Origin of the sequence: Paraburkholderia dipogonis (genome assembly GCF_042680985.1) — a bacterium.
In the GTDB taxonomy this organism is placed as follows: domain Bacteria; phylum Pseudomonadota; class Gammaproteobacteria; order Burkholderiales; family Burkholderiaceae; genus Paraburkholderia; species Paraburkholderia phytofirmans.
This window is the reverse complement of record NZ_JBHUFR010000002.1, coordinates 160,031-185,384: the sequence shown is the minus strand read 5'-3', so window position 1 is coordinate 185,384 and position 25,354 is coordinate 160,031. Positions and strand designations below refer to the sequence as shown.

General features: G+C 63.5%; 24 protein-coding genes and 1 pseudogene. 11 read left to right on the top strand and 14 right to left on the bottom strand.

Annotation, left to right across the window (positions count from 1 at the left end; genetic code table 11):
- Window positions 1-25 precede the first annotated feature (25 nt).
- From ACFSNN_RS02890 to ACFSNN_RS02875, 4 genes are all read left to right on the top strand, one after another.
- A complete protein-coding gene (locus tag ACFSNN_RS02890; protein ID WP_134463117.1) occupies window positions 26-763 on the top strand; it encodes an NAD-dependent epimerase/dehydratase family protein in 738 nt (245 codons plus the stop codon).
- Entirely contained in the window at window positions 760-1,278 is a 519-nt protein-coding gene (locus ACFSNN_RS02885; RefSeq protein WP_134463119.1) for a cupin domain-containing protein, read from the top strand. The genes ACFSNN_RS02890 and ACFSNN_RS02885 overlap by 4 nt, the downstream gene beginning before the upstream one ends.
- A 455-nt stretch (window positions 1,279-1,733) precedes the next feature.
- Complete coding sequence (locus ACFSNN_RS02880) at window positions 1,734-2,258, top strand: phasin family protein (RefSeq protein WP_134463121.1); 525 nt, start codon at window positions 1,734-1,736, stop codon at window positions 2,256-2,258.
- A 487-nt stretch (window positions 2,259-2,745) separates the two neighbouring features.
- The gene (locus ACFSNN_RS02875) at window positions 2,746-3,033 is read left to right on the top strand and encodes a hypothetical protein (protein WP_012428001.1); all 288 of its coding nucleotides are present in this window, start codon (window positions 2,746-2,748) and stop codon (window positions 3,031-3,033) included.
- Window positions 3,034-3,110: 77 nt separating this feature from the next.
- On the opposite strand, the gene hmpA is transcribed toward ACFSNN_RS02875, so the two are convergent.
- A complete protein-coding gene (gene hmpA, locus ACFSNN_RS02870) occupies window positions 3,111-4,292 on the bottom strand; it encodes an NO-inducible flavohemoprotein (RefSeq protein WP_134463123.1) in 1,182 nt (393 codons plus the stop codon).
- Window positions 4,293-4,404: 112 nt separating this feature from the next.
- Here hmpA and norR point away from each other — a divergent pair, with 112 nt between their 5' ends.
- Window positions 4,405-6,000 carry a nitric oxide reductase transcriptional regulator NorR gene (gene norR, locus ACFSNN_RS02865; protein WP_134463125.1) on the top strand — a complete coding sequence of 532 codons (1,596 nt, stop codon included), beginning with the start codon at window positions 4,405-4,407 and terminating at the stop codon, window positions 5,998-6,000.
- 86 nt (window positions 6,001-6,086) lie between these two features.
- On the opposite strand, the gene ACFSNN_RS02860 is transcribed toward norR, so the two are convergent.
- The 5 genes from ACFSNN_RS02860 to ACFSNN_RS02840 form a co-directional block, all read right to left on the bottom strand.
- Window positions 6,087-6,770 carry a glutathione S-transferase family protein gene (locus ACFSNN_RS02860; protein ID WP_208949571.1) on the bottom strand — a complete coding sequence of 228 codons (684 nt, stop codon included), beginning with the start codon at window positions 6,768-6,770 and terminating at the stop codon, window positions 6,087-6,089.
- Between the two features lie 205 nt (window positions 6,771-6,975).
- Window positions 6,976-7,119, bottom strand: coding sequence for a hypothetical protein (locus tag ACFSNN_RS02855; RefSeq protein ID WP_166799356.1), 144 nt, complete (start codon window positions 7,117-7,119; stop codon window positions 6,976-6,978).
- A gap of 53 nt (window positions 7,120-7,172) precedes the next feature.
- Window positions 7,173-7,463, bottom strand: coding sequence for a hypothetical protein (locus ACFSNN_RS02850; RefSeq protein WP_134463127.1), 291 nt, complete (start codon window positions 7,461-7,463; stop codon window positions 7,173-7,175).
- Between the two features lie 422 nt (window positions 7,464-7,885).
- A complete protein-coding gene (locus ACFSNN_RS02845; RefSeq protein WP_134463129.1) occupies window positions 7,886-9,034 on the bottom strand; it encodes a peptidyl-alpha-hydroxyglycine alpha-amidating lyase family protein in 1,149 nt (382 codons plus the stop codon).
- Window positions 9,035-9,375: 341 nt separating this feature from the next.
- Window positions 9,376-10,068 (bottom strand): hypothetical protein, encoded by a 693-nt coding sequence (locus ACFSNN_RS02840; RefSeq protein ID WP_377747442.1) that lies wholly within the window; start codon window positions 10,066-10,068, stop codon window positions 9,376-9,378.
- Window positions 10,069-10,189: 121 nt separating this feature from the next.
- On the opposite strand from ACFSNN_RS02840, the pseudogene ACFSNN_RS02835 reads away from it, so the two are divergent.
- From ACFSNN_RS02835 to ACFSNN_RS02825, 3 genes and pseudogenes are all read left to right on the top strand, one after another.
- A pseudogene (locus tag ACFSNN_RS02835) lies at window positions 10,190-10,348 on the top strand (ABC transporter substrate-binding protein); the annotation flags it as partial.
- Between the two features lie 234 nt (window positions 10,349-10,582).
- Entirely contained in the window at window positions 10,583-11,629 is a 1,047-nt protein-coding gene (locus ACFSNN_RS02830; protein WP_134465575.1) for an ABC transporter substrate-binding protein, read from the top strand.
- 120 nt (window positions 11,630-11,749) lie between these two features.
- A complete protein-coding gene (locus ACFSNN_RS02825) occupies window positions 11,750-13,429 on the top strand; it encodes a GMC family oxidoreductase (RefSeq protein WP_134463133.1) in 1,680 nt (559 codons plus the stop codon).
- Between the two features lie 99 nt (window positions 13,430-13,528).
- Here the strand turns inward: ACFSNN_RS02825 and ACFSNN_RS02820 are convergent, their stop codons facing one another.
- The 6 genes from ACFSNN_RS02820 to ACFSNN_RS02795 form a co-directional block, all read right to left on the bottom strand.
- Window positions 13,529-14,956, bottom strand: coding sequence for an aldehyde dehydrogenase family protein (locus ACFSNN_RS02820; RefSeq protein ID WP_134463135.1), 1,428 nt, complete (start codon window positions 14,954-14,956; stop codon window positions 13,529-13,531).
- Window positions 14,957-14,980: 24 nt separating this feature from the next.
- Entirely contained in the window at window positions 14,981-15,775 is a 795-nt protein-coding gene (locus tag ACFSNN_RS02815; RefSeq protein WP_012427990.1) for an ABC transporter permease, read from the bottom strand.
- The gene (locus tag ACFSNN_RS02810; protein WP_106312608.1) at window positions 15,772-16,680 is read right to left on the bottom strand and encodes an ABC transporter permease; all 909 of its coding nucleotides are present in this window, start codon (window positions 16,678-16,680) and stop codon (window positions 15,772-15,774) included. Before ACFSNN_RS02810 ends, ACFSNN_RS02815 begins: the two co-directional genes overlap by 4 nt.
- The gene (locus ACFSNN_RS02805) at window positions 16,677-18,014 is read right to left on the bottom strand and encodes an NAD(P)/FAD-dependent oxidoreductase (RefSeq protein WP_134465576.1); all 1,338 of its coding nucleotides are present in this window, start codon (window positions 18,012-18,014) and stop codon (window positions 16,677-16,679) included. Before ACFSNN_RS02805 ends, ACFSNN_RS02810 begins: the two co-directional genes overlap by 4 nt.
- Before the next feature lie 4 nt (window positions 18,015-18,018).
- The gene (locus ACFSNN_RS02800; RefSeq protein WP_134463137.1) at window positions 18,019-18,732 is read right to left on the bottom strand and encodes an HAD-IA family hydrolase; all 714 of its coding nucleotides are present in this window, start codon (window positions 18,730-18,732) and stop codon (window positions 18,019-18,021) included.
- A gap of 65 nt (window positions 18,733-18,797) precedes the next feature.
- A complete protein-coding gene (locus tag ACFSNN_RS02795; protein WP_134463139.1) occupies window positions 18,798-19,877 on the bottom strand; it encodes an ABC transporter ATP-binding protein in 1,080 nt (359 codons plus the stop codon).
- A gap of 101 nt (window positions 19,878-19,978) precedes the next feature.
- Here ACFSNN_RS02795 and ACFSNN_RS02790 point away from each other — a divergent pair, with 101 nt between their 5' ends.
- Together ACFSNN_RS02790 and ACFSNN_RS02785 are read left to right on the top strand one after the other, a co-directional pair.
- Window positions 19,979-20,950 carry a LysR substrate-binding domain-containing protein gene (locus ACFSNN_RS02790; RefSeq protein WP_134463141.1) on the top strand — a complete coding sequence of 324 codons (972 nt, stop codon included), beginning with the start codon at window positions 19,979-19,981 and terminating at the stop codon, window positions 20,948-20,950.
- A gap of 245 nt (window positions 20,951-21,195) precedes the next feature.
- Window positions 21,196-22,680 carry an esterase-like activity of phytase family protein gene (locus ACFSNN_RS02785; RefSeq protein WP_134463143.1) on the top strand — a complete coding sequence of 495 codons (1,485 nt, stop codon included), beginning with the start codon at window positions 21,196-21,198 and terminating at the stop codon, window positions 22,678-22,680.
- 86 nt (window positions 22,681-22,766) lie between these two features.
- On the opposite strand, the gene ACFSNN_RS02780 is transcribed toward ACFSNN_RS02785, so the two are convergent.
- Window positions 22,767-23,354 (bottom strand): TetR/AcrR family transcriptional regulator, encoded by a 588-nt coding sequence (locus ACFSNN_RS02780; RefSeq protein ID WP_134463145.1) that lies wholly within the window; start codon window positions 23,352-23,354, stop codon window positions 22,767-22,769.
- 197 nt (window positions 23,355-23,551) lie between these two features.
- Here ACFSNN_RS02780 and ACFSNN_RS02775 point away from each other — a divergent pair, with 197 nt between their 5' ends.
- On the top strand, window positions 23,552-24,328 hold the full coding sequence (locus ACFSNN_RS02775; RefSeq protein WP_134465577.1) for an SDR family NAD(P)-dependent oxidoreductase: 777 nt from the start codon (window positions 23,552-23,554) through the stop codon (window positions 24,326-24,328).
- 57 nt (window positions 24,329-24,385) lie between these two features.
- On the opposite strand, the gene ACFSNN_RS02770 is transcribed toward ACFSNN_RS02775, so the two are convergent.
- Entirely contained in the window at window positions 24,386-25,351 is a 966-nt protein-coding gene (locus ACFSNN_RS02770; RefSeq protein WP_134463147.1) for a D-2-hydroxyacid dehydrogenase, read from the bottom strand.
- Between the last annotated feature and the right edge of the window lie 3 nt (window positions 25,352-25,354).

Here is a 25,354-nt window from a genome sequence, read left to right as displayed (position 1 = left end):
CGTTACGGCTAATGGGAGAAAGGAAATGGCACACAAGGTTTTTGTCGCCGGAATAACGGGCGCAATCGGCAGCGCGCTTGCGCCGCTGTTGCTCGACGCGGGCTACACGGTGTTCGGCAGCACGCGGCGCGCGGACCGTGCGAGAGAACTCGAGGCCGCGGGCGTGGTGCCGGTCGTCGTCGACGTATTCGATGCGGCCGCGCTGCGGGAAGCGCTCGTGCGTATTGCGCCGGCTGGCGTGATTCATCAATTGACCGACCTGCCGCCGGGGCTCGACCCCGCCCGAATGGCGCAGGCGGTCACGGCGAACGCGCGGATACGCGACGAGGGTACGCGCAACCTGGTGGCCGCGGCGATCGCGGCGGGCAGCAGCAAAATGATCGCGCAAAGCATCGCATGGGCGTACCGGCCAGGAGCGACGCCTTACGACGAAAGCTCCCCGCTCGACATCGATGCGCAGGGCGTGCGCGGCACGAGCATGCGTGGCGTCGCGGCGCTCGAGCGGCACGTGCTGGAAGCGGTGTCGCTGAACGGCACGGTGCTTCGCTATGGACAGATCTACGGACCTGGCACGGGCGCTGACACCCCGGCTGGTTCGAGTCCGCTGCATGTGGAAGCGGCGGCCTTTGCGGCCTTGCTTGCGCTTCAACGGGACAGCGCGGGCGTGTACAACGTCGCGCAAGACGCCGCCGAAGTGACCAGCGCGAAGGCACGCCGCGAGTTGGGTTGGTCGCCGGACAGCCGCTCGGCGGCGCGCGTATGAATCCGCTGGCGCCGACCTTGCCGCGTTTCGCACGCAAGCCCGCCATGCTCGCACTCGCCACGACGATGATGCTGGCGCTCGGTCCGTCGGCGCCACGTGCGGCAATCGACTGGTTCGCGGGCATCTGCGGTGGCGCTTCGTTGATGTCCAGCGCGTCGACGCATACCGGCGCAGTGAGCCGGCCGGCGTCGACCGTGAAGGTGCTCTCGTGCGAAGCGGTACCCGACGCGCCCGGCAAGTCGGTGACGACGGCGATCGTCGACTTTCCGCCGCTGGGCTTTACGCCCGCGCATCGCCACCCCGGCGCAGTGAGCGCGGTCGTGCTGGAGGGGACGATCCGCTCGCAACTGCAGGGTGGGCCGCCTGTCGACTACGCGGCGGGACAGACCTGGTTCGAGCCGCCGCGCGCGCTTCATTTATTCGCCGAGAACCCTGATGCGGTGCACACGGCCAGATTACTTGCGACGTTTATTGCTGATACCAATTGCGGTCCACTGGTATTACCGCCGGATTAAATTCCGCGGCGCCCCCCAATAAATGGTTGTAAATCCGCATCACATATTCTTTTTTCTCCCATGAAATAGACGGTCGCATGCACATGTATTTGACCGTCTATTGCACATCTGCTCACACACTTCATGGCGCGATCCAGCCGCTTATCGAAAGTGTTTTCCACGTGATGTCCCACACGTCGGCCTATGCGCGAGGGCAGCGCTTATTCCGCTGATCTTTCAATCAACGCAGCCTCGCGATTCCTCAGCCAAAACCGCGCCGTCATTCAAGGGTAATTACCTACAAAAGAGTACGCCAAGCGCAGATTTAACAAAGTTAGAATGTTTCATCTAATGCTGCATCGCAGAACGATTCGAGCGGGTTGGCGCAATTCGAGGGTCAACAATCTGCTTGCGTCCCGCTGGTTTCGCATGCCTCTTGTCTGAGCAATGTGAACGTTTTAAAGAAGGAGTCCAGAGTGTATTTTTCGACGCCGGAGCAATTCATCTCCATGCAAAGCGCCAATGCGGCCGTCGTGTTTTCGTTGACGCAGCAAACGTTCCAGTATTTTGAAGAGCTGGCCAAATTGAACCTGCAGGCAGCGAGAGCCACGCTTGCGGAAAGCGAGCAGGCATGGCAAATGGCAATGTCCGGTAAGACGCCGGTCGAATTGCTTGTTCATCAGGCCAGCAACGCGAAGCCCGTCGCGGAGAAAGTACTGTCTTATAACAGTCACATGCTTGAAATCGCGAATGCGGCACAAGCCGAGTTTCTGAAGATTTTCGAAGACCGTTTCGCTCAGTCCAACACGAAAATGCAGACGGTGTTCGAGGACCTCGCGCGCAATGCGCCCGCAGGTTCCGAACTCGCCGTCACCGCGTTCAAGTCGGCGGTTTCCAGCGCGGGCGCCGCCTACGACGCGGTGCGCAAAGCCACCGCGCAAGCCATTGCCATGGCGCAGGCCAGTCAGTTGACGGTGCCTGCCCCGGCGCGGGCTAAATAAAGCCAGTCAGCCAACAGCAATGCTCACGCAGCCTGGCGCTAATGCGCCAGGGCTGTTGTTTCGCTTTCCTCCAAGCAGGACGGATCGGCCGATTCGGAAACGAAATGGGTATCGCATTGCTTGCCAACTCGTTCGAAGGGCGATTCGAAGGCGCTTGATAAAGTCAGCCGGGAATGTAATGGGAAGTCACGCTTCTTATAAGAACGATCTTTCGCACATTGAAACGATAGTCACAACGCTTGAGCGATTTACATCAAAAGGTGATTCGATGGCTTGCACGTCGCTGATCAATGAGCCGGGTTATTGGCGTCAACGGATCGAGGCGATATTGAGGCAGCGAGAGATATCGCAGGTCGATCGCGAGCATGCTGACGCGTTGCTGAGGCGCTTGAGCGGAATCATCAAGATGCCTTAATAAGGTGGGAGAATCGGACAAACATCGAAAAGCCGCGACCAACGCGGCTCAGTCAATATAAAAGGATACGACATGACCAGTGAATCTTCTGAGAGCGGTTTGCAGGTACTGACGTCGCAAACTTCGGGCCGTCATCGACTCGTGGTGCGCGCGGCGCTTCACGGCATGCGCATTGCCGCAATCTGGCAGGTGCTATTTCCGTTCTCCCGTAACGTCGAGACGGTCGCTGTCACGACGCTGCCGGGCAGCGGTTTTGAAGAGGTCACGATTGCGCTGGCTCAGGCGCAACGTGAGTTGGTGGACGCCCTGATCGCGCGCTTCAAGAGCATGTCCTGGGTGACAAGCGCAACGCTGTGCTAAGTGCGTGACTTAAGCGACCGGCCGTTGCATGCAAATAGCCGGCTCCGGCTATTTGCACGTCGACCGTAGCCCGCGCTTTATTCGAGAGCGGAAGCCGGACCAAAGAACTCGTGCCGGCTTTGCGACTCCGGCACGCCGATCGCCTTCAAGTGCTTCTTGATGGCCTTCATGAACGCGATCGGTCCGAGGAAATAGACGTCGACGTCACGCGTCTTGGGCAACCACGCGTCCAGACGCTTTTCGTCCAGATAGCCGATGCCGTGCGCGTCGGCATCTTCCGCGCGGCGCTGTTCATAACAATAGAAACGCTTCAACTTCGGATGACGCGCGGCCAATTGGTCGATCACGTCGCGGAACGCATGCACGCCGCCGTGACGCGCCGAGTGAATGAAGTGCACAGGGCGATCGGTCTTTAGCGCGGCTTGCAGCATGGCCAACGTGGGCGTGATGCCCACGCCGCCGCTGATCAGCACCAGCGGCTTCTCGCTGTCTTCGAGCTTGAAATCCCCGGCGGGCGCGAACAGTTCCACGGTATCGTTTTCACTGACGCGCGCGTGCAGGTGATTCGACACCTTGCCATCCGGTTCGCGCTTCACGCTGATCCGGTATTCCTCGCCGTTCGACATGGCCGAGAGCGAGTAATTGCGCCGCACTTCCTCGCCGTCGATCACGAGCCGCACGCCGATGTATTGCCCCGGATGAAACGCGAGCAACTTGCCGTTGTCGTCGGGGCGCAGATAGAACGATGTGATCTCGTCGCTTTCCCGCACTTTACGGGCGACGCGAAAGAGCCGCGTGCCGCGCCAGCCGCCCGGCGCCGCTTCGCGCTCGGCGTACATTTTCTCTTCGAGGCCGATCAACAGATCGGCGAGTTGCTGATAGGCGGCGGCCCACGCTTCGATGACCGCGTCGGTGGCGATCTCCGCGCCCAGCACTTCGCGGATGGATCGGAGCAGGCACTGTCCAACGATCGGATAATGCTCCGGCAGGATATTCAGCGCGACGTGCTTGTTGATGATCTGCGAGACCAGCCCGCCCAGTTGTTCGAGTTGATCGATGTGGCGGGCGTACATCAGCACGCCGTTGGCCAGCGCGCGCTGCTGCGCGCCACTCGCCTGATTGGCGAGGTTGAACATGGGGCGCACTTCGGGATGTTCGCTGATCAGCATGTCGTAGAAGTGCGTGGTCAGCGCCTCGCCCCCGCTTTCGAGAAGAGGAACGGTGGCTTTGACGATGGCGCGGTGTTCGGCGGAAAGCATAAGAAGTCCTGGTTGTTGGTGGATATCCAGTCGTGCTTCGACTGATGCGCTTATCTATCCATGTTTCGTGCCAGGTATAAAATGTAAATAAATCAACGATCTGAAATTAAAGATGGTCAATTCGACCTTAGTCGAAAAGACTCCTGATGGAGTCAATTTGACTGCAGAAGCACTGCTCGACGCCCTGACGCCGCTGATCCGCGATCTCTCGCGCGATCTGCCCGAAAGCGAACGCTACCGCCGTCTGCTGAGCAGCCTGCGCGCGCTGTTTCCCGGCGACGCGGCCGCTCTATTGCGTCTGGAGGGCGACACGCTGGTGCCGCTCGCCATCGACGGATTGAGCAGCGATACGCTGGGGCGGCGCTTTCGTGTCGGCGATCACCCGCGCTTCGAGCAATTGTTGTCACGGCCGGAGCCGACCCGCTTCGCTGCCGACTCCGATCTGCCGGATCCCTACGACGGCCTCGTGCAAGGCGTGGCGGGGCATCTCGAAGTACACGACTGCCTCGGCTGTCCGCTGTTCGTGCGCGGCCGGCCGTGGGGATTGCTCACGCTCGATGCGCTCGACCCGGCGCGCTTCGACAGCATCGACATGGCGTCGTTGCGGGCTTTTCTGGGTCTGGCCGCCGCTACCGTGAGCGTCGTCGAGCGAATCGATACGCTCGCGCGCAGCAGCGAGGAAGAGCGGGCGCGCGCTGAAGCCTACCGGCAGGCGAGCAGCCAGAGCCGGCGCGAAATGGTCGGCAGCAGCGACGCGCATACGCATCTGATGAAGGAAATCGAGGTGGTCGCCAGCAGCGATCTGACCGTGCTGATCACCGGCGAGACCGGCGTCGGCAAGGAACTCGTGGCCAACGCGATTCACGCGCTCTCGTCGCGCGCAAACAAGCCGCTGATCAGCCTGAACTGCGCCGCGCTGCCGGATACGCTCGTCGAGAGCGAACTGTTCGGGCACGTGCGGGGCGCGTTCTCAGGCGCGTCGTCGGACCGGCGCGGCAAATTCGAACTGGCCGACGGCGGCACGATTTTTCTCGACGAAGTGGGCGAGCTGCCGCTTCTCGTGCAAGCCAAGCTGTTGCGGGTTTTGCAGAACGGCCAGCTGCAGCGCATCGGCTCGGACCACGAGCACAAGGTCGACGTGCGGCTGATCGCCGCGACAAATCGCGATCTGGTTGAGGAGGTTCGTGCAGGGCGGTTCCGCGCGGACTTTTACCATCGGCTCAGCGTCTATCCGTTGCGCGTGCCGCCGTTGCGCGAACGCGGCCGCGACGTGTTGCTGCTGGCGGGTTTTTTTCTCGAAGAGAATCGCTCGCGGCTCGGTCTGTTGAGCCTGCGTCTCGCAACGGATGCGCAAGCCATGCTGCTGCGCTATCCGTGGCCGGGGAACGTGCGTGAGTTGGAGCACCTGATCGGCCGAAGCGCGCTCAAGGCGCTGGCCACGAATCGCGAGCGTCGCCGGATCCTGACGTTGACGGCCGCGGACTTTGCGCTGGCGGCCGCGCCCGAAGAAGACAGAGTCCAGAACACGCAAGCCGAAACATCTGAGACGGCATCGAATGACTTTCGCAGCGCGGTCACTGAGTTCGAGCGGAACACCGTTGTCGATGCTTTGGCGCGCCACAATCAGAACTGGGCGGCTGTCGCGCGCGAGCTTGGTCTCGATCGTGCGAATCTGAACCGGTTGGCCAAACGCCTCGGCCTTAAGTGAAGACTCGGTGACTCTGTAACCCGCTCAACCGCGCGAGCCGCTGCGCGATGGTAGCGGCTCGCGCGGCATGTCCGACCGGCAGGCGCTTAAACGCTCACGCCTTCGTTTTGCGGAAATAGCGCGCGACGGGTCTCTTCGTCGAACTCGGCTTTCAGCGTCAGCTTGTCTTTCAAGGCTTGTGCACGAGCCGCGGCCGGACGCGCGGAGATTTCGGCCACCAGGCGCTTCACGTTCGGATACGCGCTCAGACCCGCTTCGCCGAGAATGTAGCCGGCGAAGTTAGCCCAGCCCCAAAGCGCGATGTCCGCGACCGAATAGGTATCGCCGGCCAGATATTTCGACGCCGCGAGGCGCTCGTCCAGCACGCGATAGTGGCGCTCCACTTCCTTCAGATAGCGATTGCGCGCATACGGCAGCGGCGCCGGCGCGTGATGCAGAAAGTGCACCGCCTGGCCGGAGAACGGCGACAGCCCGGTCGCGACGAACATCAGCCACGACAAGGCTTGCGCGCGTTCGGCCGCCGACGCCGGCAGAAACCGTTCGTGCTTTGCCGCGAGGTGCAGCAGGATGGCGTGCGAATCGAACACGGTCACACCGTCGTCGGTGATCGCGGGGACTTTCGCGTTCGGGTTGATCCGCAGAAACTCGGGGCGATGTTGCTCGCCCTTGAACGTGTCGACCGCGATCAGTTCGAACGGGGCCTGCAGTTCTTCGAACATCAACGCGACTTTCATCGGGTTCGGCGAGGGGTGGAAGTAAAACTTCAGCATGACGATCTCCATGGAATAACGGCTGGGCAGATGACGGCCGGGCGGCACTACGCCGCTCGGATTCATGCTGCGGTGGCTGCCGGGCCGTTGCGACCTGTGGTGATGATGGGCTGCCGGGCCGCTTTTGCCGTACGGCTATTCCGATGAGAACGTTCGAAGGATTCGCACGTGTTCTGCCGTACGAATCGGGATCGCCTGCTTGCCGCTACTCCGCGATCGAAAAGCGCGCCGGGCGCTTTTGCGGTGCCTTGGTCGGTTGTTCCACGCGCGAGGTGGCGCCGCGAATGAAGAGGATTGCGCAAAAGGCCACCATGGCCCAGATGCAGAAAATTACCGTCAGAGCGCTCATGTCGATTTTCAGAGGGTGAGACTGCGATTGGTGCTGTTCGGCCGGTGGGCCGGTCAATGCGTCGTATGCGGGCCGTTGCCGTCGAACAGAAGCTCGTCGATCAGGCGCGTGGCCAGTTGCAGTTGCTCTTCGAGCGACATGCGCGCTGCCTGCGCGCCCGCCGCGTCGCCGCGCGCGACAGCGTTGTAGGTCTGCGTCGCGAGGCACAGCACGCTCTCCGACGCGAGGTGCAACCCGCGCATCGTTCCGGCGTCGGCGCCCGGCACCGGGCTGGTCCATTCGGCGGCTGAAGCGGCCGGCAGGTCGATTTCGAACTCGTTATCTTTATCGTGGCGGGTGGACATCGCGGGCTCCTTGCGCAATTGACACAAGTTCAGTGTGCGCTGGCGGGTCAGGTTTCAATCGGGCGAATAGAAGCCTGTTTTTTAGTCAATCTTCGGTAATCGGAAAGTCGACGTATTCCGCTGAAGAATAGGCGTTCACGGCGCCGCCGTCCAGCGTCCGGCGCGCTTTTGCGCGCGGGCGTGAGCTTCGCGGTGTGAGCCGGCGCCGGCGGGCGTTTTGCTGCAAATATCGGGGGCGAACACAGTTGCCGTGCTGCCCTCGCCGATGGTGGGCGTGACGCGTTTGACCGGGGACAGCCAAAAGGCGCCGCAGGCGAGCACGCCGGGCACGCGCCGCGATTTCCGATCGCAGCCGCATTCAATCTATTTGCTTTCCGAAAAGTCGTCGGTCAACGAACGAACCCGCGCGACGACAGCGTGCGTCAAGCGTGGAGTTCCAGTTTTTGCACGCGCCAGTTCAGCAGTTCAGCGACGAACAGCACGTTCTCCGACGGACACGCCATCTGATGAATCCAGCCAAACTGCTTCGGTTGCTTGCCGGCCTTGCCGAGTACGCCGAGCACCTTGCCGTCGAGCGTCATCTTGTAGATGCGGCCCGGGAAAGCGTCGGCGCTATAAAGCACCTGGTTCGGTCCGGGCGAGATGCAGATCGCCCACGGGGAACCGGGCGCGAATGTGCCGGCCGCGATGGCCGCTTCGTCCGGCATGTTGCCGATCGCCGGACGCGCGTCCGGCGGCACCGGCACGTCGATCGTGAATTGCCGCAGGAACGTGCCTTCGGTGTCGAACACCTGAATGCGCCGGTTACTGCGGTCCGCGACATAGACGTTGTCGTGCGCGTCGAGCGCGATGCTATGCGGCGTATGAAATTGTCCCGGCCCCGTGCCGCGCTCGCCCCATGACTTGATCCAGTTGCCGTCGCGGTCGACTTTCGCCACGCGCGAGTTGATATAGCCGTCGCTGATGTACGTGTTGCCCGCGACGTCCCATGCCACGTCCGTGACCTGGCGAAAGCGTCCGGGCTCGGCGGGCAGCGGCGGGTTAGGGTGTTTCAGCGGACCGGTTTCTTCGTCGGCGGCTTCCTGCTTGCGGCCGAACACCATGGCGACGCGACCGTCCGGTGTGAACTTGATCACCATGTCGGAGCCTTTGTCCGTCACCCAGATGTTGTCCTGCCGGTCGATCTTGACCGTGTGCGCGAACGACCATGCATACAGGTTGTGTCCGATCTCGCGCACGAAGCGTCCATCGGGCGCGAACTCGAGAAGTTGTGCCGCCGCCGCGCCGTACGCCGGACCGGTCGAATTGCCGCGCGACAGCACGAAGATATGTCCGTGCGAATTGAGTGAAACACCGGAGCACTCGCCGAAATACACGTCTTTGGGCAAATGAACGGGACTGGGAATCGAGTCGTAAGCAATCGAGGGAACCGTGGGTGAGTCCGCGAAGGCCGGTGGTATCGCGAGGCCGGCGGCCGTGCCTGCGACGAGGCTCAAGAAAGTGCGGCGACTCATTGCCCGATGCTCGGCGCTGCCGCAGCACGGGCAAAACGACCCATATTGCTCGCTCATCCGATGTCTCCTTGTTGTATCGCGTACGGTCGCCGTGCGGCGAAGCCGACGGGCCTAACGCGCAGAAGCAATCGTAGTGCACATTGTGCGCGATAGCCAAGTCGTCGCGCGGCTACCGGCAATGTGCGGAGAGCGAGACTCGCTAACTGCAATACAGCCTGCTTTCAGCTTCGAGTCTGCGAAGAAGCGTATGCGGCAACACGCGCATATTTTCGGTAATTTGGTCGATGGCAGCGAGTTGCAGTGTCTGAGATGCACATGACAGCCATGCCACTGCGTAGCTGGTTAGATCGCCTATCGATCGAAGGCAAGCCGTCATTCAATTAGTTCGGACTGCAACATTACTGCGTGCCACTCGGCGCCGGTGCCTGGGAAGCCGGACCGACCCGTACCGATTCCCTCACCAGTTCCTGCGTCATCGCGGCCGCGACGGGGTTCGAACCGCGGTGGTCCTGGCTGGCCGGCGCGGTCTGCGTCGACGGTGGCATCGGCAATGATGGATCGGGTTTCGAGGATTCCCTGACGAGCTGTTCAGTCATGGCCGCCGCGACGGCATTCGAACCATGCCGGGTCAAATCGCCTCGCGCGCGTTCAATCGGCTGCGCGGTGTTTGCCTTTGCCGCGACGGACTCGCGCGCTTGCGCCGGTGCAGGCGCGCGGCCCGGCTGTTTATGCCGCGATGCCTGCGGCTGAGTACCGTTCGCGACCGCGCCCGATTGAGAAGCCAGCGGTGCGCCCGTACTGTTCGCGGACGGCGAAGTGGGAACCACGTTGCCTGCGCTCACATGCGTGCCGTCGACGCGCGGAGCGACCGGCGCCGTCGTGATGGAATTGGCCGTTACCGCGTCCGGCGCCGCCTCGGAGCGGTTGCTTTTAGGGAGAAGCTGGTAAGCGATGAATCCCACGTCCACCAGAACCAGCGCGATTATCAACGCCTTGCCTGTATTCGTCATATCCAACACCGAGTCGTTCGAGTGAGGTGATCGAATCATGATAATCGACCGCCAAAAAACATTTTGCGCGGCGTTTTGCAATGCGATTTATGCGGTTTTCTCCACTCGTTTTGACACGGTTTTGACACCCCACGTAGGCGGCTCGATTATCATCAGCTAGCCGCCGGCTCTCCGCGTTTCGAACGCAGAAGTCATTAAATGCAAGCGCATTACGCAACGCGCGTCGCTGAAATAGCACTTCGTCAACGAGGCGGATATCAGCGCGCTGGAGAAGGTCGCCGTCAGCGCCAGCCGCGACGCAATTCTGCCGCGCCGGATCGACGTGCGCGCCGTTTCCGATATTCGCATCGCGACGGCATGACGCGTGAGCGCCGATAACCTGGCATCAGCCGGCCGCGCGCGCTTCGCGCTTACGCACCCGGAGTTTTCACAGCAGATCAGGGTTTTGCCGGGTCATAACGTGACGTCATGGGCACTCAAACAATTCCGGCGTTGTGGAGGATAAATAGACTCACTATATTGGGCTCAACGATGCATGACATCGACGATCTGTTCGCTCAACCGTCTCGAGGACCCCGTCGTGATCAAGAAGCCCATGTTGCGCCCGCTTGCCGTAGTTCTGATCCTCGGTGTCGCGAATCTCGCGCCCGCGTGTTTGACGCCCGCGTTTGCCGCCGCCGGCAAGATCACCTTCGTCTCGCAGGGCGGGACCTATCAGGAAGCGCAGACGAAGGCGATTCTCGACCCGGCTGCAAAGCTGCTCAACATCACCGTGAACCAGGACAGCATTCCGGACGCGTGGCCGCAGATCAAAGCCCAGGCCGCGACCGGCAAACCGATCTGGGACGTGGTCGACACGCCTACGTCCAACTGCCTGCGCGGCGGCAAGGAAGGTCTGCTGGAAAAGCTCGACTTCTCGAAGATTCCGAATGCGGCGGCCATGCCGGAGAAATACCGCACCCCATACTCGGTCGCGTACGAGTTCTATTCGACGGTGATCGGCTACAACAAGAAGTCGTTGAAGAAAGTGCCGCAGAACTGGGCCGATTTCTGGAACGTGAAGGCATTCCCCGGCACGCGCGCATTGCGCAACGATCCGCAGACCGTACTCGAAGCCGCGCTGCTCGCCGACGGTGTGCCGCGCGACAAACTCTATCCGCTCGATGTCGATCGCGCGTTCAAGAAGCTGCAGCAGATCAAGCCGGACGTGACCGTGTGGTGGACCTCGGGCGGCCAGTCGGCGCAATTGCTGCACGACGGCGAAGTGGATATGACGATGATCTGGAACGGCCGCGCGAGCGCGGTGCGCAAGGACAATCCCGATGTCGACTTCACCTTCAACGACGGCATTCTGCAGGACACGCAACTCTGCGTGCTGAAGAATGCGCCGAACCTGCCTGAGGCGATCAAGTTCATCAACGCCGCGGTCTCGCCGGAATTGCAAGCCAACTTGCCGCTTTATATCGACTACGGTCCGGGCAATCCGGCGGCATTCAAGACGGGCAAGATCGACGCGAAGCGCGCAAGCGAATTGCCGAGCTCGCCGGAAAATGCGTCGAAACAGGCATTGATGTCGGAAGAATGGTGGGCGTCGGACGCGGGCGTCCAGGCGAAGGCGCGCTGGCTCAAGTTCATGCAGTAAGCGGCATCATCTTGCGCGCGCGAGTCGAGGCCGTTGAACGCCAACGCGTCGAATCCCGCGCGCAACGCTGCGCGCCTCCCGCGCCTCCCGCCCGGCTCATCGTCTGCGCATTCATCGAACGTGATCGACTATCTGATTCTCGGCGGCGGCTCGGCCGGCTGCGTGCTTGCTGCGCGCCTCTCGGAAGACGCCGGCAAGACCGTCTGCCTCATCGAGGCCGGCCGCAATATCTCGCGAACGGATATGCCGGCGGCAGTGCGCAGCCGCTATCCCGGGCGCGCCTATCTCGACACCGCGAACATCTGGCAGCGCCTGAAGGCGCGCATGAGCGCCTCGGCCGCGACGCGCCGTTATGAACAGGCGCGCCTGCTCGGCGGCGGTTCGGCGATCAATGCGCTGATGGCGAATCGCGGCGCCCCGGCCGACTACGACGAATGGCACGCAGTCGGCGCGCACGGCTGGAATTGGAGCGCCTGCCTGCCGTATTTCCGCAAGCTAGAAACGGATTGCGACTTCGACGGCGCGCTGCATGGCAAGAGCGGGCCGATTCGCATCGAGCGCGCGCCGTGGGCGCGTCTCTCGCCATTCGTGCGCGCGGTGCTCGCCACACTCGACGCACGCGGCCATCCGCGGCGTGACGACCAGAACGGCGAGTGGCAGGACGGCACGTTCATCGGCTCGATCGCGGTGAGCGCAGCGGGCGAACGCATCCCGACTTCGGTCTGCTATCTCGACGACACCGTGCGTGCGCGCCCGAATCTGACGATCCGCACGCACACGCTCGTCGAGCGCGTGCTGTTCGACGGCAAGCTCGCGATTGGCGCGCGGGTCGTCGGCCAGGACGGCGCGAGCGAAGCATTGCGCGCCAAACACGTGATCGTCTGCTCGGGCGCGATCCACAGCCCGGCGCTGCTGATGCGAAGCGGTATCGGCCCGGCAGCCGAGCTCGCCGCGCACGGTATCGAGGTGGTGGCGGATCGACGCGGTGTCGGCGGCAATCTGATGGAGCATCCGTCGATTGCCGTGTCGGCGTTTCTGCCGCGCGCCGCTCGCACGTTATATCCGGACGAGCATCACGAGCAGGCGATCGTGCGCTTCTCGTCGGGCGTGAGCGGGGCGGTGCCCGGCGACATGCACGGTGCGATCCTGTCGCGTTCGGGTTGGCATTCGGTCGGCCACCGGCTCGGCACGATCTTCTTCTGGGTGAACAAGTCGTACTCGCGCGGCCGCGTGAGGCTCGCATCGGCCGATCCGCAGGACGAACCCATCGTCGACTTCAACATGCTCTCCGACGCGCGCGATCTCGCGCGGCTGAAGCTCGCGCTGTGCTTCGGCGCCCGTACGCTCGCCGATCCGATGATGGCGAAGCACTGCGCCACGCTGCTGCCGTCGAGCTATTCACCGCGCGTCGCGAGCGTGGCCGTGCCGGGCGCGTGGAACGCGTTGCAGCGCGGGTTGCTGAGCGCGCTGCTGGACATTGCCGGACCATTACGCGCGTGGCTGGTGCGCAGCGTGATCACGCAAGGCGTGACGCTAAACGCATTGCTCGCCGACGACCATGCGTTGACGCGGTTCGTCACGCGTTCGGTCGGCGGCACCTGGCATCCGTCGGGAACCTGCCGCATGGGCGCCGCCGACGACGCGCTCGCAGTCTGCGACGCGCGCGGCGCGGTGTATGGCGTCAGCGGACTTTACGTCTGCGATGCGTCGCTCATGCCGTCGATACCGTGCGCGAACACGAATGTGCCGACCATCATGATCGCGGAGCGCATTGCGGATATGTTGCGCGGGCGTGTGTGAATGCGAAGAAGGGCCGACGTGCTGAAACGCGGCGGCCCGGCAGGCGTCAAGTATCAAGCGATGAACGGTCCGACCAGGCGCAAGAAGGCCAAAGCTCGCTCACTCGCCAAACCCGACAATACCCTTCACCTCGAGAAACGCCTCGAGCCCCCACTCAGCGTATTCACGTCCATTGCCCGACTGCTTGTACCCGCCGAACGGCGAGCCCGCATCCCACGACGGATAGTTCAGATACACGCTGCCCGCACGAAGTCTGAACGCCACGCGCCGCGCGCGCTCCAGATCGGCGGATTGAACATAAGCCGCGAGCCCGAAGGGACTGTCGTTGGCGATCGCAATCGCTTCTTCCTCATCGCGATACGGCATGATCGCGAGCACCGGGCCGAAGATCTCTTCGCGCGCGATCGTCATGGAAGGGCGCACATCCGCGAAGACCGTCGGTTGCACGTAATAGCCGCGTTCAAGACCCGTCGGGCGCCCGAGGCCACCAGCCACCAGTTGCGCGCCTTCGTCGATGCCTGCCGCAATGAGCCGCTCCACACGCTCGAACTGCACGCTGCTGACCACCGGACCCATGGTCGTGCGCTCGTGATCGGCGGGTCCGACGCGTTGCGCCTGCGCCGCGCGTCGCGCTATCGCCACTGCTTCGTCGTGGCGCGCCGCGGGCACGAGCATGCGTGTCGGCGCATTGCACGACTGGCCGCTATTGTTAAAGCACGAATTGACGCCAGCTGTGACGGCGGCTTCGAAATCGACGTCGTCCAGCAGAATGTTCGCGGACTTGCCGCCCAGTTCCTGATGCACGCGCTTCACGGTCGGCGCCGCGAGCTTCGCTATCTCGACGCCCGCGCGTGTCGAACCGGTGAACGACACCATATCGACATCGGGATGCGCCGCGAGCGCCGCGCCGACAGTCGGCCCGTCGCCGTTGACGAGATTGAAGACGCCCGGCGGCACGCCCGCCGCGTCGAGTATCTCCGCGAACAGCAAGGCATTGAGCGGAGTGACTTCGCTCGGCTTGAGCACCATCGTGCAACCGGCCGCAATGGCGGGCGCGGCCTTGCAGACGATCTGGTTGATCGGCCAGTTCCACGGCGTGATCAGCGCGACCACACCGACCGGTTCGTGATTGACGAGCGTGGTGCCCTTCCTGCGCTGCCACGCGAACGTTTCGCACGTGCGGATCAATTCTTCGAGATGCCGCCGCCCGATCCCCGCTTGCCACGCACGCGCCATTGCGCGCGGGGCGCCGAGTTCGCGCGAGATCGTGTCGCCCATTTCGTCGTGACGTTCGAGAAATACTTCGAGAATGCGGCGGATCAATGCGAGGCGCTCGGCCGGCGTGGTCTGCGAGAACGACGTGAACGCGCGCTTCGCGGCGGCTACCGCGCGATCGGCGTCAGCGGGCGTGCCCATCGCCACTTCGACGATGGGTTGCTCGGTGCAGGGATCGACCACGGCACGGCGTGCATTGGTAGACGGCTCGACCCAAGCGCCATCGATATAGAACTTCAGTGCATCGACCATGTATTGGCTATCTTCAGAAAGAGGTTAGGCGCGCGCCGCGCCCGAGCGGCGGCTCACCACGACGATCATCACAAGGCATAGCGTGAGCGCGGTCAGCATCGTGCTGATCGCGGCGATGGTCGGATCGATCTCGTCGCGCAGCGTCACGAACATGCGGCGCGTCAGCGTCTGGTTCGAACCGCCCGACACGAAGAGCGCGACCACCGTTTCGTCGAGCGCCTGAATGAACACGAACACCGCGCCCGAAATCACGCTCGCCTTGATTTGCGGCAGCGTCACCGTCATGAAGCTGCGAAAGCGATTCATGCCGAGGCTGCGCGCGACCATCTCCTGCGTGCGGTCGAAGGTGCGCAGATCGGCGCCGACCGAAATCAGCACGTACGGCAGCCCGAGCATCGTATCGGCGAGAATCAGACCGCCGAGCGTATTCACGTAGCCCGCCTGCGAGTACACGAAGAACACGCCCACTGCGACGATGATGATCGGCACCATCAACGGCAGCATCAGCAGCGTGCGCAGATAGCGCATGATCCAGTGCGTGCCGTTCTGGATCGCGTAGGCGGCGGCCACGCCGAGCGGCGTGGCGATCAGCGCGGCGCAAATCGAAGCGGTCAGTGTGGTGCGCGCGGCGTCGATCCATGCGGGGTTGTCGAAGAACGAGTGATACCAGCGCAGCGAGTAGGCCGGCGGCGGGAAGGTCATGAAGCGCGTGTCGGAGAACGACAGCGGCACCACGATCAGTACCGGCACCATCAGGAACAGCAGAATCAGCACGACGCTCGCGCCGAGGACGATCCGTCCGAACGGGAGTTTGTTCATTTCGCGCCCAAGGTCTTTTCGAGTGGCACCACGCGGCTCGCGGCGTAGAAAATCGCGAACACGCAGATCAGCAGCACGACGCTCACCGCGCTCGCCGCGCCCCAACTGTTGTAGATCTCGACGTTGCGGCTCACCACCATCGACACCATGATCGACTTGCCGCCGCCCATCAGTTCAGGCGTGATGTAGAAGCCGAGGCACAACACGAACACGAGCGTGACGCCGGCGAACACGCCGCTCAACGACAGCGGCAGGAACACGCGCAGGAACACATGCAGCGGCGAGCCGCCGAGACTCGCGCCGGCTTGCGAAAGATTCGACGGGATTTTCTGCATCGCCGAATAGAGCGGCAGCACCATGAACGGCAGCAGGATATGCACCATTGCGATGACCGTGCCGAACTGGTTATAGGCGAGCTGCACCGGCCGGTCGACCAACCCCGAGGCGATCAGCGCCTTGTTGACCAGTCCCGTGCGCTGCAGCAGCACGAGCCACGCGTAGGTGCGCACCAGCACGCTGGTCCAGAACGGCAGAATCACCATGCCGAGCACGAGCGCGCTCAGCTTCGGCGGCAGCGAGGCGGCGAAGTAGGCCACCGGATAGCCGAGCAGCAGCGTGATGACGGTCACGACAATGCTCAGCTTGAACGTCAGCAGAAACGTTTCGAGGTAAGCGCCGGTGAACATGCGCCGATAGTTTTCGAGCGTGAAGCCATCGTGATAGATGGACTGCCACGACAGCCACGCGAGCGGCACGACCAGCAGCACCACGATCACGAGGAGCGCGGGCGTCATCAGGAGAAGCATGGTGCGATCTTCGCGGCGCTGATAGCGCGCGGCGGGATCGGACTCGGTGGCCTGCATCAAGGTGGTTCCCTGGAGCATCCGTTTGGCGGTTGTCATCATGCACCTACGGCGTCGAGAAACTGATACCACGCCGCGACGAGTCTCACACCCGGCGCGCGCAGCGAATGAAAGGGCACGGGCCGCAGGCCGGGCGCGCCGAGCAGCGAAAGCTCGGGCGTTTCGCCGAGCGCGAGCGCGGCGGCATGCTGGCCGAGCAGACTCGCCATCGCGACGCCTGCTCCGTTATACCCCAGACAAAAGGTCGTGGCTTCGTCGCTGCGTCCGACATGCGGCAGCGAATTGAACGTCATGCCCACATAACCCGACCAGCGGTAGTCCACCTTCACATCCGCGAGATCGGGAAAGAGCGCGACCATCGCGCGTTGCAACGCGTCGAAGCCGGTGGTTTGTCCTTCCTTGCCGAACGCGTCGCGGCCGCCGAACAGCATGCGGCCGTCCACTTTACGGAACCACTTCATCATGCGCCGCGTTTCCGTGTAGCTGCGGCGCTCGACCATCAGAAGCGCATCGAGGTCGGCGGGCAGGCGCTCGGTGGCGATCATCGCGCTGCGAAACGGCACGAGTTCGCGCTGATACGCCGAGGTCGCCGCCGTGAGATCGGAATACGCATTGGTCGCGACGATGACCTGCTTCGCGCGCACTGTGCCGCCGGGCGTGTGCAGCGTGACGCGGTTCTCGCCGGGCGCGCGTTGCATCTGCTGCACGGGCGTCGATTCGTAAATCGGCACGCCGCGCAGCGTGAGTCCGCGCGCGAGTCCGCGCACGTATTCGAGCGGCAGAATGGTGCCGGCGTCCGCGCTCAGCACGCCGCCGACGAAACCTTTCGAACCCGTCTCGTGCTCGATCTCGGCACGCGATTGCACGGTCATCGAGGTATCGCCGAGATTCGCGCGAACCCAGTCGGCCTCAGCGCGAATCGCGCCGAAAGCGGCCTCGGTGTGAGCGCAACGCAAACTGCCGGTATGTTCGAAGCGGGCGCTCGCCAGCCGGAATTCATCGACCAGCGTTTCGACAACGCGCACACCTTCATGCGCGAGTCGATGCATGCGTTTCGCGGTATCGGGGCCGTGCAGCTTGTCGATGGTCGGAAACGACAATCTGAACTTCGACGACACCACGCCGCCATTGCGCCCGCTCGCACCCCAGCCGACCGGATTCGCATCGAGCACCACGCAGTCGACGCCGCGGTTTTGCAGCGCATACGCGGCGGCGAGACCGGAGTAGCCCGCGCCGATCACGGCGACCTCGACGTCGAGATCGCGTGCGAGCGGCACGCCGGTGCTGACCGCCGCACCCGCGCCTGGCGATGCGGCGAGGAGCGCGCGCCAGAGCGAATCAGGCGCGGGCATGTGCGGTTTCATCGGCGCGAGCATCGGCTCAGGCGGCGAGGCGTGCTTCGGCTTCGACGGCGTCCGCGAGCGCACCGAGCGTCGCGAACTTGAAGGTCGGCGTGGTCACGGTTTCCGGCACGGGCGTCGCGCCGAAGCCCTTCACGTTCTGCCGGCGTTCGATCCAGCAGGTCGCGTAACCGAGCTTCGTGGCGACGCCGATGTCGTGATACTGGCTCTGCGCGGTGTGCAGGATTTCGCCGAACTTGTAGCCGAACGCCGCCTGACGGCCGCGGTTGTACGCGAAGAATTGCGGGTCCGGTTTGGCGACGCCCGTTTCATCGCAGCAGACGGTATCGTCGAACGGATCGCCGAGCGTGTGCGCGTAGGCCGAAAGCGCTACGCGGTCGGCGTTGGTCATCGCGACCAGGCGGAAGTGCTTGCGCAGACGCTTGAGCGCCGCGACCGAATCCGCGAACGCCGGCCATTCGAGCACGTCGCGCTGGAAGGCGGCGGCGGATTGCGCGTCGTCGGGCAGACCGAGTTCTTTCGCGAGCGACAGATAGACGTTCGCCATTTCGTGGCTCGAACGGCCCGGATAGGCGGCGCGGCCGCGCATGTACGGTTCGAAGATCTGGTCGTCGGTCAGGTCCTTCGCTTTCGGGCCGCCAATGCGCCGCACGGAGGCGAGCACGCCGCGCTCGAAGTCGATGAGTGTGCCGACGACGTCGAACGTCAGGACCTTGAAATCGGTGAGCTTCATGAAACCATCCTTTTGCAATGTGCGGTGAATCGGAGAGGGAGTGCCCCACGCGTGGGCGGAGAAAATCAGGCGGGCACGACGATCGTGTCCTGCGGGTCGAGCGTCACGCTCATGTGTGCGCCCGGCTCGGGAATGCGGCGGCGCGCGTCGTGGCCGCCGGGTTGCCGCAGACTGATGGCGGTGCCGTCGGCGAGCGCGGCGAACACGCGCAGACTTTCGCCCTGGTACAGCACTTCGGTGACGCGGCACGACAAGCGGTTCACGCGGTCGTTGCCGTCACCGCCGCCGTCGATCACGAGCTTTTCGGTCTGCACCGCGAGCAGCAGTTTGTTGCCATGCGGCAGCGGATGCGCGGTGCGCAGCACGGTATCGCCGAGACGCACCGCGTCGTCGCCGGCGCGCGTCACGTCGAGCAGCGTCGCCTCGCCGATGAAGCTCGCCACGAACGCATCGCACGGGCGGTCGTAGAGCCGCTCGGGCGTGTCGATCTGCACCAGCCGGCCGTTCTTCAGTACGGCCACGCGGTCGCTCATGGTGAGCGCCTCGCGCTGATCGTGCGTCACATAGACGATCGTCGCGCCGAGCTTGCGATGCAGCCGCCGCAGTTCGATCTGCATGGTTTCGCGCAGTTGCTTGTCGAGCGCGGAGAGCGGCTCGTCCATCAGGATCAGTTGCGGCTCGAACACCATCGCGCGGGCGAGCGCCACGCGCTGGCGCTGGCCACCGGAAAGCTGGGAGATGCCGCGGCTTTCGTAGCCGGAGAGTTCGACCATGGCGAGCGCGTCGGCGACTTTCTTCGCCCACGTGCCTTTCGGCAGACGGCGCGCGCGCAACGGAAACGCGACGTTCTCGCCCACGCTCATGTGCGGAAACAGCGCGTAGTTCTGAAACACGATGCCGATGTCGCGTTTATGCGGCGGCGCAAATGTAATGTCGCGTTCGCCGACCCACACCGCGCCCGAACTCGGCTGCACGAAGCCGCCGAGAATGCCGAGGAGGGTGGTCTTGCCCGAGCCCGAAGGGCCGAGCAGCGAGACGAATTCGCCGGGGGCGATGTCGAGTGAAACGTCGTCGAGGGCCACGACCTGGCCATAACGTTTCGCTGCCGATCGGATCGAAACACCTGTTTTCGCTCGTGCGTCCATTGCGTCCTGTCTCGCTGTAGAAGCCTGCGTTAGGGAAAATATAGGCTTCGCCCTTTTTGGCGGCAATTCCCAAATTGTTGGAGAAGGCATAACATCAGGTCATGCCCAATCTCCGCAAAAAACTGCCGAGCGCCAATGCGCTGTTCGTGTTCGAAGCTGCCGCGCGCTGCGGCAACTTCACGCGCGCGGCGCAGGAGTTATATGTGAGCCAGCCCGCGGTGAGCCGCATGCTGGCGCGCATGGAAGACCATCTCGGCGTGCGCCTGTTCGAGCGCGTGCGCGGCGGTATCGAGCTCACCGAGAACGGCAAGATTCTTTACCGGAAGATTTCCGAGGGCTTCAACGGCATTGAAGGCGCGATCCGCGAGATCGAGGCGCGCGCCACCGGCGTGGAGTCGGTCACGCTGTCGGTGTCCACGGCTTTCACCACGCACTGGCTGATGCCGCGCATGAACCGGCTGAATCAGGCGTTTCCAAATGTCGACTTGCGGTTCCAGCTGATCTCGGGGCGCATCGGCGGGCCGCTCGTCGATGTGGATCTCGGCATGCGCTTTCGGCGTGAAGACGAGATCGGCGAGAACAGCGTGCTGGTCATGCCGGAGACGTTGCTGCCGGTGTGCAACCGGCGCTATGACGAGATCGCTGCCACCGAGGCGGGGCGCGCGCACGGCGACACGGTGATCGTCATGGACGACGGCGAACGCGGCTGGCATGACCGCTTTGAAGCTTTCGCGGCGCACGGGCGTCACGCCGCCAGCATGTTGAGCTTCAACGACTATGCGATCGTCGTGCAGGCCGCGCTGCTTGGCCAGGGCGTCGCGCTCGGCTGGCTGAACGTGGTGTCGCACTGGCTGCTGGAAGGCGCGCTTCAGCCGGCCGAACAGGAACTGATCGTCACGAACCGGCGCTGCTGTCTGGTGTGGCCGGAGAGCCGCGCGTTGCGGCCGGCCGCGGCCGACGTGCGCGACTGGATCATCGAGGAAACGCGCGCGGACGTGCGCGCGGTCGATCGGGCCTATCCGAAGCTGCGGCTGAAGCGTTCGCTGGCGGATGCGGGATTGGCGATCGGGTAAGGCGCGGGCACGCATCGACCTTTCTGGCGCAGTGCAATACTGCCGCCGTTGCTTCAATGCTGGTTCTCGACGTCATTATTCGGTCACGAACCTCACGCAGTATTACCGGCGGCCTTCAATCGGCCGACGGGCCGCGGGCCGGCCCGCCTTCACGTCTTTCGCACCTCCACGCGGACCAAAGCGCCCACGCACGACGCCGCGCGCCCGATCCGTCGACAAACAGGCATTCCAATCAAGGAGACACCGTGTCCCGTTCAAGAATCTTTGCTCTGACAGCGATCGCTTCATCGCTTTTCTTCGCAACGGCCGCGCATGCCGGCATCGATCTCATCGCGGTCGGTCAACTGAGCGGTCTCACCGGTGACTTATCGAAGGAAACCGCGGCGCCGCTGGAGAACGGCGTGGCGGGCAATCTGCTCGGCGGTCTGGGTTCGGGCATCGCTTACGCGGGATGCCATACGTTCGTCGCCGTGCCGGACCGCGGCCCGAATGCCGTGTCGTACAACCCGGCAATCGACGACACCGCTTCTTACATCAACCGTTTTCAGACTCTGCGCCTGCGCCTGAAACCCGGCGCGGCCGGCGCCTCGCTTCCGTACACGATGACGCCGGCCCTGCTCGCCACGACGCTGCTCCACACCAACGATAAGCTGGTCTACGGCACGGGCGCCGCCGCGGGCGTGCCCAACGGCGCGCCCGCGCTCAATCGCCGCAATCACACCAACTACTTCACCGGCCGCTCGGACAACTTCGATCCGACACGCCTCTCGACGGACGACCGCGACGCGCGCTTCGATCCCGAGAGCGTGCGCGTGAGCAATGACGGCGAGAGCGTTTTCATCTCGGACGAGTACGGCCCTTACGTGTATCGTTTCGATCGCCGCAGCGGCCGCCGGATCGACACGTACAAGCTGCCGGACGCGTTCGCGGTTGCCACGCTGAGCCCGATCGGCAACGACGAAATCTCGCAGAACACCTCGGGCCGCGTCGCCAACAAGGGCATGGAAGGCCTCGCGATCTCGCCGGACGGCAAGACGCTGTTCGGTGCGATGCAAAGCCCGCTGATCCAGGATGGCGGCACGAAAGGCGCGTACACGCGTATCGTCAGAATCGACGTGCGCACCGGCAGGACCGCCCAGTTCGCCTATCCGCTGACGAACATCGGCACCGCGGCCAAGCCCAAATATCCGACCATTAGCGACGTGGTGGCCGTCAACGATCACGAATTGCTGATGGATGAACGGGACGGCCAGGGGCTGGGCGATAACTCGACGGCCGTGTTCAAGAAGGTGTTTCATATCGACCTGAGCGGCGCTCAGGACGTGAGCAACGCGAGCGGCGAGGCCGGCCTCGCGCCGTATGCGGTGCAGAAAGCGCTGTTTCTGGATGTGGTCGCCACGCTCACCGCGCACGGCTACAACGCGAACGATATTCCGGCGAAGCTGGAGGGTCTGGCATTCGGTCCCGATGTCGTGGTCGGCGGTGTGAAGAAGCACACGCTGTTCGTCGCCAACGACAACGACTTCTTAGGCACGATCACCGATACCAACCACCCGGCCGGCATCGCGAACCCGAATCAGTTTTTCGCCTTTGCCTGGGACCCGAGCGACTTGCCGGGTTACGTGGCGCAAAAACTGCCCGGCGTGGACGACGATCATCACGGCGATCACCGCCGTGACCACGGCGACTCGGACCACATGTGCGGTCCCGATCGCGACGACGATCATTGAACGGCTGACGCACGCCTCGTAGTTCCCCGCGCGCGTCAAAGCAACCGAAGGGCGGCGCGGGTTCATGCCGGCGCCGCTCCGTCGAGCTACGCGTCGGCGCTTTGCGCCACGATCAGATCCAGCGAGCCCGCCAGAATCGATCTGGCTGTTTCAGGGTCGTCGACGGCACGCGCCAGCGTCACCGCGCCGACGATGGTCGCGACAATGCCGAGCGCCAGGGTTTCGCCGTCGCCGGCCAACGTCTGCGCGATGCGCGATGCGAGCTTGTGCACGTATTGCGTCAAACTCGCGCGAACCGCCGGCGCCGCGTGCCGCGCTTCGCCGGCAAGCGAGCACAACGCGCAACCGTTGCCTGGATCCTTGATGTGTTTCTCGCTGAGAAACATTTCGGCGATCACGCGCAACGGTTCTTTCTTCGCCGACCCATTCGCATTTGCCGCCGCAACCGTGGCGGCGATCCGTTTCTCGCTCAGCGCGACGGCATACTCCAACGCCTCGACGATCAACGCGTCACGCGACTCGAAGTGGCCGTAGAACGCGCCATGCGTGAGACCGGCGCGCCGCATGCAGTCCGCCACGCCGAGCGCCTCGATACCGTCTTCCCTAATCTGCCACGCCGCTGTTTCCAGCACGCGTTGACGGCTTTCTGCCTTTTGCGCCTGCGAGTAGCCCATTTCCGTCACCCCTCTTGACAATCTGCATGATGAGCATAATACTGAAAATGTGCATGATGATCAACATGCAGATTGTTGGGTGAGGGCATCTTTCGCGGATGTCCCTACGCGGCGGCGCCGTTTGGCCGCTTAACCGTTACAGGCGTCGCACGGCCGTGACTTCCGGTGCGTTGGCGGCGCAAGCAAGGAGAGAGATGATGCGTTTCTCAGGAAAGACAGCGTTGATTACCGGTGGGAATAGCGGGATTGGTTTCGTCACGGCGAAGCTGCTGATCGCCGAAGGCGCAAAGGTGGTGATCACCGGCCGCGACAATGCGAAGCTGGATCAGGCCGTGTCGGAACTCGGCGAAAACGCACTGGGTGTGCGGGCCAATCTGGACAACGAGGCGGACATCGACGCGTTGTTCGAACAGATCAAGAGCAAATTCGGCTCGCTGGACATCGTGTTCGCGAACGCCGGCATCTCCGGTCCGACGCCGCTCGGCGGCACGACGGCCGCGGCGTTCGAGGCCATTCTTCGCACCAATCTGACCGCAGTGTTTCTGACGGTGCAAGCCGCATTGCCGCTGATGAGCGCGGGTGGCGCGGTCGTATTGAACGGCTCGGTGATGCGTGAGCTCGGCTCGCCTGGTTCGTCGGCGTATTCGGCAACCAAGGCTGGCATCACGGGTATGGCGAAGGTCTTCGCGTCGGAGTTGGTGCAGCGTGGTATTCGCGTGAATACGGTGATTCCCGGCGGCACGCGCACGCCGATCTGGACGCGTGGCGCGCGCGAGGGCGCGACGCTCGACGGAACCGAACAGGCGCTCGCGCCGCGTGTGCCGATGGCACGCCTCGCCGCGCCGGAAGAAGTCGCGGCAGCAGTGCTGTTCCTGGCTTCCAGCGACGCATCGGGAATGACGGGCGCGGAAATCGTCGTGGATGGCGGCACGATCGGGGCACCGTGGGGCGCGCCGATTTTCCGTCAAGCCTGAGCGGAGTAAAGGCGGGAAGCCGCGTCGCTCGATTTACAGGCGGCGCGGCTGGCAAGCTCAATACGCTCCGCTCACCAGATTCATCGGCGTATCGTTGACGAAGTTCTCGATGTTATCCATCAACTGATTCGCGAGACTCTGCTGTGCTTCATCCGACGCCCACGCCACATGCGGCGTCAGAATCACATTCGGCCGGCCGGCGGCACGCAACAAGGGGTTATCGTCGGCGGGCGGCTCGCCCGCGGTCACGTCGAAACCCGCGCCGCTGATCAGCCCTTCGTCGAGCGCCTGCACGAGCGCGGCTTCATCTACGAGTCCGCCGCGCGCCGTGTTGATGATCAACGGCCGGCGCTTCATCGCGCGAAACTCGGGCATGGCGAGCATATTGCGCGTTTGCGGCGTGAGCGGACTGTGGACGGTGATGATGTCGCTCGTCGCGAGCACTTCGTCCCATGGCGTGTATAGCGGGCCGAGACCTTCGCGTCCTTTGTGCGCGGCGAACATCGGCTGCATGCCGAACGCTTTGCCGAGTTCCGCCACACGCTGCCCCAGCACCCCTTCTCCGATGATGCCGAGCCGCGCGCCGGCCAGATCGTGAATCGCGTGGGTGAAGAAACAGAACTGCCCGGACTTCTGCCACTCGCCGGCGAGCACGTCGTCGCAATAGGCCACCAGATTGCGCCGCAGCGCGAGGATCAGCGCGAAGGTATGCTCGGGCACGGTGTTGATCGCGTAGCCGCGAATATTGCTCACCGCAATGCCGAGGCGCTGAGCCGCCGCCTTGTCGACGCAATCCGTGCCGGTCGCGGCCACCGCGACGAGCTTCAACTGCGGCAACTGCTCCAGCACTTCGGCGCTCAGCGCCACCTTGTTGGTAATCGCAATCGAGGCACCGGCCAGTCGCTCGATCACTTGCTCCGGCGTAGTGCGGTCGTGCTCGATCAACTGATGCTCGAAGCGCGGTTCACGCAACACGATCTGCGGCGCGAGGGTCGAGCGGTCCAGAAAAACGATCTTATGCATGGT